General features: G+C 52.8%; 5 protein-coding genes and 1 pseudogene. All 6 read left to right on the forward strand.

The annotated features are described in order from the left end of the window. A pseudogene (locus tag K5905_RS22640) lies at positions 1 to 180 on the forward strand (C4-dicarboxylate ABC transporter); the annotation flags it as partial. 76 nt (positions 181 to 256) lie between these two features. Next, positions 257 to 922 carry a TRAP transporter small permease gene (locus K5905_RS22645; RefSeq protein ID WP_297588070.1) on the forward strand — a complete coding sequence of 222 codons (666 nt, stop codon included), beginning with the start codon at positions 257 to 259 and terminating at the stop codon, positions 920 to 922. Next, positions 923 to 2,311, forward strand: a complete 1,389-nt coding sequence (locus K5905_RS22650) for a TRAP transporter large permease (protein WP_297588073.1) — start codon at positions 923 to 925, stop codon at positions 2,309 to 2,311. It begins immediately after the preceding gene. Positions 2,312 to 2,715: 404 nt separating this feature from the next. Next, positions 2,716 to 3,597: an amidohydrolase family protein gene (locus tag K5905_RS22655; RefSeq protein ID WP_297588076.1), complete on the forward strand. Its 882-nt coding sequence runs from the start codon at positions 2,716 to 2,718 to the stop codon at positions 3,595 to 3,597. Between the two features lie 693 nt (positions 3,598 to 4,290). Next, complete coding sequence (locus K5905_RS22660; RefSeq protein ID WP_297588079.1) at positions 4,291 to 5,613, forward strand: sigma-54 dependent transcriptional regulator; 1,323 nt, start codon at positions 4,291 to 4,293, stop codon at positions 5,611 to 5,613. 330 nt (positions 5,614 to 5,943) lie between these two features. Next, positions 5,944 to 7,471, forward strand: a 1,528-nt coding sequence (gene asnB, locus K5905_RS22665) for an asparagine synthase (glutamine-hydrolyzing) (protein WP_297588083.1), incomplete at its 3' end; no start/stop codon positions are given.

Raw genomic sequence — 7,471 nt, forward strand, 5'->3', positions numbered from 1 at the left:
ACGCGGGTAAATGCGGAAGCCAAACAATCCATCATCGATGCAGGTGGGATCGTCCGTGAGTTGACCCCGGATCAGCGTGCCACCTGGGTCGAAGCAATGAAGCCGGTCTGGAAACAATTCGAGGGTGATGTTGGTGTCGAGAACATTGCCGCCGCCCAATCGATCAATGCTGCCAACTGACTAAACGCAACAGGATGTGCCCTAGGCTTGGCAAGAGGCTGGGGCACGTTTGGCTTGAACTGGGTAGGGGGTCGCCTTGACTAATTTCGGCGGGTTTATCGACACCTTGGAAGAACGAGTGCTGGCAGCGATCCTTGGGATCATGACCGTCATCACATTCGCCAATGTGATCACCAGATACGTCTTCAACTTTAATATTCTTTGGGCATTGGAAGTAACGGTGTTTCTCTTTGCCTGGCTTGTCATTTTGGGAGCCTCGTATGCTCTCAAGAAGTCGGCCCACCTTGGCGTGGATGTCCTGATCAATGCAGTGACCGCTGCGACCCGCCGCCTCATTGGGCTCGTAGCAGGTGCAGCTGTCGTTGCATTCTCGCTTTTGATGTTCAAGGGGGCCTGGGATTTCTGGGCAAATTTTGCGGAACTTCCACAAACGGAAGGCCGCTGGTTTCCATTGGGCTTTGAAGACAGTTTTCGCGGCAAGGGTTGGTACGAAACAACCAGCACGCCCATTCCGGATTTCATGCGTGTCCTCGAAGCCTGGTTTAACGCGGGCGAGCCCTACGAAAAAATGCCGCGGGTCATCCCCTACCTGGTTCTTCCGTTGGGCATGGGCCTATTGCTCCTCAGATCTTTGCAGGCGTTATGGCGAATTTGGTGTGGGGATATCGACCGCCTGATAGCGGGTCATGAAGCTGAAGACGAAGTTGAAAACGCTGCGAACGCTATCGAGGGGGAAAAATAGATGGAAGTGGCAGTTCTTTTTGGTCTCGTCATAGGCCTGATGATCATTGGCGTCCCTATTGCCTTCTCCCTTGGTCTTTCCTCTATTCTGTTTCTGTTGTGGTTCTCGGACGCTTCGTTGGCGTCTGTTGCCGGCACGTTGTTTGATGCTTTCGAAGGTCATTTCACTCTTCTCGCCATTCCTTTCTTTGTTTTGGCGTCATCCTTCATGTCGACCGGCGGCGTTGCACAGCGAATTATCCGGTTTTCGATCGCATGTGTCGGCCATTTTCGTGGTGGATTGGCGATTGCAGGCGTGTTCGCTTGCATGATGTTTGCGGCGTTGTCGGGCTCGTCACCCGCAACGGTTGTAGCAATTGGTACCATTGTCATCGCGGCGATGAAGCAGGCTGGCTATACAAAGGAATTTGCAGCTGGCGTGATCTGCAACGCAGGCACCTTGGGGATACTCATCCCACCTTCCATTGTCATGGTCGTTTATGCTGCTTCGGTCGACGTATCGGTCGGCCGGATGTTCTTGGCAGGTGTTATTCCCGGCCTCATGGCAGGTCTCCTGCTGATGATTGCAATCTATGTCATGGCGCGCTTGCGGAATATGCCAGCAGGTGAGTTCGCCGGCCTGGCTGAGATTTATGCCTCTTTCAAAGATGCTGCATGGGGATTGTTGCTCATCGTCATCATCATGGTGGGAATCTACGGTATACCCGGCCTGACAGGGGCCATATTCACACCAACGGAAGCTGCAGCTGTCGCATCCGTGTATGCCTTCGTTGTTTCCTGCTTCATTTATCGTGATATGGGGCCGCTTCGAGATGGAGACCGTCGGTACAGCCTGCTGGAAAAGCCTTACGCTCTAGTGACTGCCCTTTTCCACTCGGACACGCAAAAAACGTTGTTCGATGCGGCCAAACTGACCATTACGCTCATGTTCGTGATTGCGAATGCTCTCATCCTGAAGCATGTGCTGACAGACGAACAAATACCCCAAAAAATTACCGAAGTGCTGTTGGGCGCGGGTTTTGGACCGGTTGTATTCCTGATCATCGTGAACCTGATCTTGCTAATTGGCGGTCAGTTCATGGAGCCCTCAGGCCTGCTCGTCATTGTTGCACCACTGGTATTTCCGATTGCCATCGAGCTCGGCATTGATCCGATTCACCTCGGTATCATCATGGTTGTCAACATGGAGATTGGCATGATTACACCTCCTGTCGGACTCAATCTGTTTGTGACGTCGGGTGTCGCACGCATGCCGATGATGAACGTCGTCAAGGCATCCTTGCCGTTCCTTGCCGTTCTGTTCGTCTTCCTGATCATGATTACTTACATCCCGGCAATCTCGACGTTCCTGCCCAACAGTACGATGGGGCCGGAAGTGATCGTCAAATGAATTCAACCAGCGTCTCGATGGGAATACTCCTGAATCTGATTTCCGTTCTTAGCGCGCGCGAAAACCGAGAAGACTGGTGCCCCTCTACCTCTAGACTTCCAGGCAGCGGAACATGAGCCTTAACGGACAATCAAACCGGTTTTAAGTCAAAAGGAGAGAGCGAGTTGCATAGATTCAATTCATAGGTGTTGCCATACCCATTTTCTCAGGAAAGTGGGGGGCAGGAATCTGGCTGAAATCGTTTGACGTTGGGCACCCCATGTCGATGCAAACAAGGCTGCCCCTTCAAGATTCCTGTCCTTTGGCAAGCAATAGGCCCAATTCGACTTTGTCAACAGGTTTGCCACCCCGCTCAGCGCGCGTAAGCATATGGATGGTACCGTCTTTGTACTGGAGGCTACCTGATGCCCATGGACCTCAACTGGAAACACTGGAATCGAGTTCCGAGTAAGCCACGGTGGACCCCGCCGCCCGGTGCGGTAGACGCGCACTGCCATGTCTTTGGCCCTGAGGCGGTCTTTCCTTTTGCGCCCGAGCGCAAGTACACGCCTTGTACGGCTTGCAAGGATCAGCTCTTTGCCTTGCGCGATCATCTTGGCTTTGAACGCAATGTAATTGTTCAGGCCTCTTGCCACGGGCACGACAACGGCGCGCTCATCGATGCCTTGCAGGCGTCCGGAGGCATGGCACGTGGCATTGCGGTCGTGAGCGACGACGTCGCCTCGGAGGAATTGGTCAAGTTGCACACAGCAGGCGTTCGGGGAGTGCGCTTCAACTTTGTACGCCGCCTCGTCGAGCCAAAGTCATTTTCCTACTACGAGAGGATCGTCGAGAAGATCCACTCTTTGGGTTGGCACATCGTCGTCTATGTGGAGGCATCAGACTTTTCTTCCACGATGGTGTTCCTCGAAAGCCTCCCTGTTGCAGTGGTCTTCGACCACATGGCGCGACCAGACGTTGAGAAGGGGCTCGGTCATTCTGATTTTCGGACCTTTGTCGATCTGATGGCAAACGACAAATACTGGGCCAAGGTCAGTTGTCCAGAGCGGCTTACTCGGCAGGGTGGGAGCCAGGATCTCTACTCTGACGTCGTCCCCTTTATGGAACGACTCGTGGACCTTTATCCGGACCGCGTGCTCTGGGGCACCGACTGGCCGCATCCGAACATGAAAAGCCACATGCCTGATGACGGTCAACTTGTTGATTTGATACCTAAAATCGCTGGCAGCGAAGAAAAGCAACGCAAGCTGCTGGTTGATAATCCCATGCGGCTCTATTGGAGTTGAGTTTCAGAGTTGAGGGGTGCAGCACCTCCAGGGCTCTTGTTTGATGTTTGTGGCTGCGAAGCAAGAAGAACCGGCATTGGCGACACGAACCGGAAGAGGGCACGGCGTCGACTTGGCCGCCACAGCCAAAGATCGATTTTGCAAACTGCTGCGCCGCGCTGGCATCGGTCTGCCAGGTTATACGCAGCAACAAGAAGCCGTGACATGTCCAGATCTCGAGACAAGAGGGGTTCGCAACGGGATGCTAAATCAGGCGCCCAAAAGTCCAGCAATGTCTGGCGCGACATTCTTTCTGCTCGCTTTGGCAGCTGTGCCATTCGCCTTGAGCAGGCTCACCTTTCCAAGGGTAAAACCTGCTTTCTTTACCCGATTGCAAGTTGAAAGCAATGCCACACTGCGGGTCGACTCTGGGGTCAACTGTCAAGCGGAAGATGCATCGGATTACGACCTCGGCAACGCGGTAGGTTTCCCGAAACATGTCTGTCAAATAGGCCTTTCAGTCAAATCGTTCGAAACCCTGTTCACATCACGGGAACCCGGCGTCAGCACGGGGCTTGCCTGGTCCAGTTTCCTTGGAACCATCAGGCGGGCCGGTCGAAAAGTGACGGTGATCAAGCATCCCCGCGGAAACGCTCTGTTGATAGCGGCGCTCGTGCCTGCGAACGCAGCAAGATCCAAAGGGGTGGCGGAGCCATGAAAGTTCTCTTTGTAAAAAATGAAGCGCATTTGCGCGTAGTGACCGCGCAGACCTATGGTCTGGAAGAGGTCGAAGCCAGCCGCTGTTCTGATGCGAATGCCGCGTTATCCAAGGTAAATGCTGGATACGAGGGCGTCATTGTCACCGATATCCGGATGACGGATATGGACGCCATTGGATTTCTGGCGGAGGTTCACAAGCGCGATCCCGGTATTCCGGTGATCCTGCTGACAGGCCCCGGTGACGTTGAGCTGGCGGTGAAATGCATGAAGCAGGGGGCTTACGACGTGCTGGAGAAACCGTGTGAACCGGCCCGTCTCATCGCAACAGTTGCCCGAGCCTCCGAGTTGCGCAAACTCGCCTTTGAGAATAAAGAGCTGCACTCCAAACTCAATTCGCCCAAGATAATCGAGGCGCGCCTAACCGGGCGCAGCAAGATCATGCACGACTTGCGCCGTCAGGTCGCGGCGTTTGCATCTGTCAATGCCGATATTCTGATCCATGGCGCAACCGGCACGGGAAAGGAAGTTTGCGCCCGAACGATTCATCGCGTCAGCAATCGTGCACAGAAGCCCTTTGTTCTAGTCAATTGCGCTGCCCTGCCTGAGGCTCTGATGGAAAACGAGTTGTTTGGAAGCGAGGCAGGCGCTTTCCCGGGTGCTATGAGCGCGCGTGTCGGGCGTTTTGAACATGCGCGTGGGGGTGTCTTGTGCCTCGATGAAATCGACAGCCTGTCCATTCAATTGCAAGCCAAGCTTCTCGATGTGCTGCACAACAGGCAGGTGACGCGCCTTGGTTCAAATGACGCCATCCCCTTGGACATCCGTGTCATTGCCCTGGCAAAGACCTATCTGGAAGACGCCGTGGCCAAAGGTGCATTTCGCGCTGACCTTCTTTATCGACTGAATGTGGTTTCCCTTGCCCTGCCGCCTTTGGCTGATCGCCGAGAAGATGTGCCAGGCCTGTTCACGATTTTCGCTCGTGAAGTGGCTGAGCGCTACACTCTCCCAGTTCCCTGGATTTCGCCCGCTCAATTGTCTCAGCTTGCAGCGCACGACTGGTCCGGAAACATCAGAGAGCTGCGCAATGCGGCAGAGCGCTTCGTCTTGGGCTTGCATGCATCAACCGAGAACGCCGCACCAAAAAAATTGGCGGATCAAGTGGCCGCATATGAGAAATCCCTTATAGCTGCAGCGATAAGCGCAAATGGCGGCAAGTTGAAGGAGACCCACAAGTCACTTGGACTGTCGCGCAAGGCGCTCTACGACAAAATGCGGAAGCATGGCTTGGCGAAGTCTGATTTTGTCAGCGACGCGTAATGGGTAGAAATCTACTCAACAATAATAAGCAATTTCACGAAAGATCCTCGTTTTTCAAAAAAGTGCCTAGCTTCTTCAATATCTTCAGCCTCATCCACTTCCCACGCGCGAGTTCGTAAGCAAACAATTTGTCCAGCCTTCGTTGGGTAAGCAATTGAGTGCACGAACCGATTTCACTCATGCCTGAAGCGGAATGTCTGCGCCAATCATGACGCGGAAGTCCGGTGGTTCGCCTGGCGAACTGCGATTTCGTGTCCGAGCGGCGTCCGCTGACTGGGTAGCGTCGGGATCACAAGGGTCCCGATTGGTATCGCGAAATAGGGTCCACTATTGGGGGATTTTCTCAGGATGTGCAGGATCTTTGGTGTTGTCAGTGACCAAGAGGTCGACGAGGAAAATCTCTTTCGTGCTTCTCGCTGCATGTTGAGCGGTGGGCCGGACCAACAGTGGGTCAAACATGGGAAAAACTGGAGCATCGGTGCTAACCGACTTGCGATTCAGGGAATCGATGGTGGCAAACAACCGTTTCAGCTTAACAATCTGATCTGCGTGTTTAACGGAGAAATCTATAATCATAGAGCTTTAAGAGAGTTGTTAGTTTGCCAAGGTTACGCATTTTCAGATTTTTGTGACGGAAATATCATTCTGCCGCTCTACCAGGAATTCGGGAAAGACTTCCTGACCCGCCTGGAAGGTATGTTTGCCATAGCCATTCTGGAATTGGATGCAGAGGGAAAGTGCGTATCCGCCTTTTTGGCTTCCGATCAGTCGGCGATGAAGACCCTGTTTTATCGTGTCGATGAGACGGGTTTGTACTTTGCATCATCGCTGAAAGCTCTGAATGAAATCACTCCAAACCCGTTCTCAATAAGAGATGGTTTCGTTTACGAGTATGTTTCACGCAAGGCGGTTTGGGGACCTGACACCGTATATGAAGGGGTGAATGTCCTGGGTTCAGGAGAAACGCTGAGCTACAGCGCGACCTCCGGTGGCCATCGTCTGGGCACTTATCAGCATGAATTCGCACCCCTGCAAATAGACGGGCTCGACCAAACATCTGAACAGCTTGATGCTCTGTTGCATCAAGAAATTGCAAGCATGGCGGACGTGGACGTCAACATTTGTTCGGTTCTCAGTGGAGGCCTAGATTCCAGCTACATTACCTCGATTGTAAAAAAATACACGGACAAACTCGACGCTTTTCACATCAGCTACGATCATCATTGGCCGGGCGATGAAAGTCACTACGCGCGGATGGTTGCGCAAGCCCATAATGTGAAGCTTGAACACATAAAGGTCGATGTCGCGCAGTTGCCGAATTATGTGGCCGAATACATCCGACATCTCGATCAACCGAATTATGCGCCACATTGCCTAAGTACGTATTGCCTTTTCAAGGAAATCGGCAATTCCGGATACAAGGTCGCGTTTACAGGAGAAGGCGCTGACGAACTGTTCTGCGGCTATGACCGCCTGATCCGGGCTGCAACAGACACAGACGAGAACTGGTTTGAAAAGTTCTTCGCCATTTATGGCATCTCGCCTTTCAGAAACGGCTCGTATTTCAAGAAGGGTTATCTCGAGAACCTTTGCGAGACCAACTACGCTCCACCCATAGAACCCGCACCCAATCGCAGTCGTATGCAAAGTGTTTTGAGGTACGATTCTAAATCAAGGTTTCCTTATTACATCCTAAGGCGTGTCGATAGTTTGAGTATGGCAAGTTCCGTCGAGGTTAGAATGCCGTTTCTACAGCCGCGCGTGATCGATTTTGCCAGAAAATTACCCGATGAATACCTGTATTCATCGGGAGTTGGGAAGCAATGTGTGTTGCGAGCTGGCAAAAAATATTTGCCAA

It is taken from the genome of Roseibium sp. (assembly GCF_025698965.1).
Taxonomy (GTDB): domain Bacteria; phylum Pseudomonadota; class Alphaproteobacteria; order Rhizobiales; family Stappiaceae; genus Roseibium.